Annotated in this window: 2 protein-coding genes and 1 pseudogene; 2 read left to right on the forward strand and 1 reads right to left on the reverse strand. The window is 37.7% G+C overall.

The window, feature by feature from the left end; all coding sequences use genetic code 11:
* Positions 1-107: 107 nt before the first annotated feature.
* Positions 108-674 (forward strand): annotated as a pseudogene (locus BM098_RS13060) (asparagine synthetase B family protein); the annotation flags it as partial.
* 117 nt (positions 675-791) lie between these two features.
* On the opposite strand, the gene BM098_RS13065 reads toward BM098_RS13060, so the two are convergent.
* Positions 792-1,676, reverse strand: coding sequence for a C39 family peptidase (locus BM098_RS13065; RefSeq protein ID WP_089834073.1), 885 nt, complete (start codon positions 1,674-1,676; stop codon positions 792-794).
* A gap of 282 nt (positions 1,677-1,958) precedes the next feature.
* Here BM098_RS13065 and upp point away from each other — a divergent pair, with 282 nt between their 5' ends.
* Positions 1,959-2,588: a uracil phosphoribosyltransferase gene (gene upp / locus BM098_RS13070; RefSeq protein WP_089834075.1), complete on the forward strand. Its 630-nt coding sequence runs from the start codon at positions 1,959-1,961 to the stop codon at positions 2,586-2,588.
* Positions 2,589-2,849: the final 261 nt, after the last annotated feature.

The following is a 2,849-nucleotide window of genomic DNA, read 5'->3' on the forward strand; positions in this document are numbered from 1 at the left end:
CAAGCCTTCATGGCATCACTTATAAAAATCCAGAATTGAAAAGCTCGGCTAACCTCTAGCCCAAAAAGGGCGAGGCCTAGCCGAGCTTTTCTTATCGTGACCGTCCCTATCAAACGGTTACCTCACCGTTCTATGAAGCGAGTAAACAGACGCCACTTGTGAACCAAATGCAGTATGTTGATATTCAGACATGGTTACGCGGGGATATCTTATTAAAGGCAGACCGAATGACAATGGCGCATGCTTTAGAGTTGCGCGTGCCTTTCTTAGATAAAGAAGTCTTTAATGTAGCGCGGGAAATCCCTGTTGACTTTAAAATTGCTGAAGGAACAACCAAGCATATTTTAAGAAAAGCAGCAGAAGGTATCATTCCCGATCACGTACTCAACCGTAAAAAGTTAGGCTTCCCTGTTCCAATCAGACATTGGTTAAAAAATGAATTACATTCATGGGCTAAGCAGTTAATCGAGGAAAGCGAAACGGATCATCTATTAAATAAAGCCGTGATTCGACAGTTGTTAGATGATCACTGTCAAAACAAATGCGATAATAGCCGGAAATTATGGACGATTTTTATGTTTATGATTTGGCATCAAATCTATCTGGAGGATAAATTTGATTTAGAGGCACTTGAAAATGAAGATCGTGTCAAAAGTAAGTTAATCTACACATGATTGCTGAACATCATTTATGCTACTGAACAAGCTGGATATGTAAAAAATATAGTGAAGAAGAGTATACAAAAATACCGTCCCATTGTTAGTTTTAAACTAATCGAGGGACGGTATTTTTTAGTCATTAATTGACAGCGAAAGAGCTTGACTTCCCATCTGCTCCCAAGCAGAGATGAAGTCTGTTTTATTTTCTTGTTTCATTTGACCATCATAGGGATCGTTAAAGAAGATCCTATCTTTATCATATCCTGTTATCACAACAGCATGCATTTTATAGGTGATAGTTATCGGTCCATCAGTTGTCTGCCAAGTGGTAAACGCCTCACTTGGTAAAGGTTTAAACGTTATATTGGTAATAACAAGCACTGGTTGATGACGCCCAACAGTAGCCAAAAGGTCATTAAAATCTTGCCCGGTTAAGTTTTTTGCGGTGACATGATCATAACTGTTGGCTAATTCAAGCAAAGGTTCATAATAGACGCCAAGGCCAGGTTCTTCAAATGTATACATATCTCCAACAAAGCCATTATGCGGGTTTCCGAAATGGACGTGATTATCGATGACGTTATAAGGGGTGGTATCTTTCTTTACTTGTTTAGCTAAAGTCAACTTATCTGTATCGACATCATAATACTGCATTAACATCGCAAGAGCTGTGACCTCACATCCTCTTGGTAATTCAGGAAATTGATTGATCAGTGGAACGTGGAGCAAGTTCGAATGAGGCTGTTTAAAATTAGCTAACCTTGGTGAAGCTGTATGGTTTGTTGCGGACCTAGCTTCAATAGAGAATAATGCATTTACCTCATCAGTCCACATATGATAAGGAAGCACACTAAAGAAATGATAACTAACAAAAAATAATAAGCCAATGTATACATATAAATGAAACACCATTAGTTTAACTAACATATGAGAATGTTTTTTTCTCGTAAAGCGATGTAATAAAAAGATGATAAACAGAATTAAAATCAGCATTACACCTAATAGAACTGTTTTCATGTGTCACCTCAATATTTTAAAATTGATGATTTATGTTGGTAGTACTTATGACAAAACTAACGAGTCGAATGATCTGATTATATCATAACAGAAGCATAACAACTTCGGCGAGTGAAGAAGTGAAAATCATACATTTCTTTAATCCAGTGAGAACGAACGATGTAAAATATGATTCGTATAGTTGATAAATTCGAATAAATTTCAACTTTTACTTGAAAGCACGTGCTATTACATGTAAGCTTTTAATAGCTATGCACAAAATACAATAAGGGAGCGGATAAGATGGGTAATGTATATGTATTAGATCATCCACTAATTCAACACAAATTGACGTATATTAGAAAAGAAGAAACAGGCACGAAAGAGTTTCGTGAACTTGTTGATGAAGTTGCTGGACTGATGGCGTATGAGATTACACGTGATTTACCTCTAGAACCAGTAGAAATTGACACACCTGTCACAAAGGCAACGTCACACGTGATTGCTGGTAAGAAAATCGGGATTGTGCCTATCTTACGCGCAGGTTTAGGTATGGTAGAAGGGGTTCTTCGTCACGTACCAACAGCTAAAGTAGGCCATGTTGGTTTGTATCGCGACCCGGAAACACTAAAACCACATGAATACTACTTTAAAATGCCAAATGATATTAATGAACGTGAACTGATTGTTGTTGACCCCATGCTTGCAACGGGTGGTAGTGCGAATGACGCGATTAGCTCACTGAAAAAACGCGGAGCGACTAACATTAAACTGATGTGTTTAATCGCTGCACCTGAAGGTGTTGAAGCGGTAAAAGAACTACACCCAGATGTTGATATTTACCTTGCAGCACTGGATGAAAAACTAAACGAAAAAGGTTACATCGTCCCAGGTCTTGGTGATGCGGGTGACCGTTTATTCGGTACAAAATAAGACAGGAATGATCAGAAAGAATAACCCTTCTATTTCTATTGAGGGGTTGTTCTTTTTTTGTGCGAGTAGAGAGTAAAGCTGGCTTATTTAAGCAATGTTCGCTTCATTAAAAGATATAAAACGGGAATGCAACACAAATGAAATAGGAAAAGCCAACAGAATATGTTCTCGAGTTTGACACTTAATTAAAACAAAAACTCTCTAACCCCTTATTTTTCAGGGGTTTAGAGAGTTTTTTCGCTTTTGAAAAAGTGAGTACTA

Source organism: Halolactibacillus halophilus (genome assembly GCF_900115605.1).
Lineage (GTDB): Bacteria > Bacillota > Bacilli > Bacillales > Amphibacillaceae > Halolactibacillus > Halolactibacillus halophilus.

Excerpts from the sequence above, each read along its gene's own strand:
- BM098_RS13065 (WP_089834073.1), bottom strand. The coding sequence starts at position 1,676 with ATGAAAACAGTTCTATTAGGTGTAATGCTGATTTTAATTCTGTTTATC.
- upp (WP_089834075.1), top strand. The coding sequence starts at position 1,959 with ATGGGTAATGTATATGTATTAGATCATCCACTAATTCAACACAAATTG.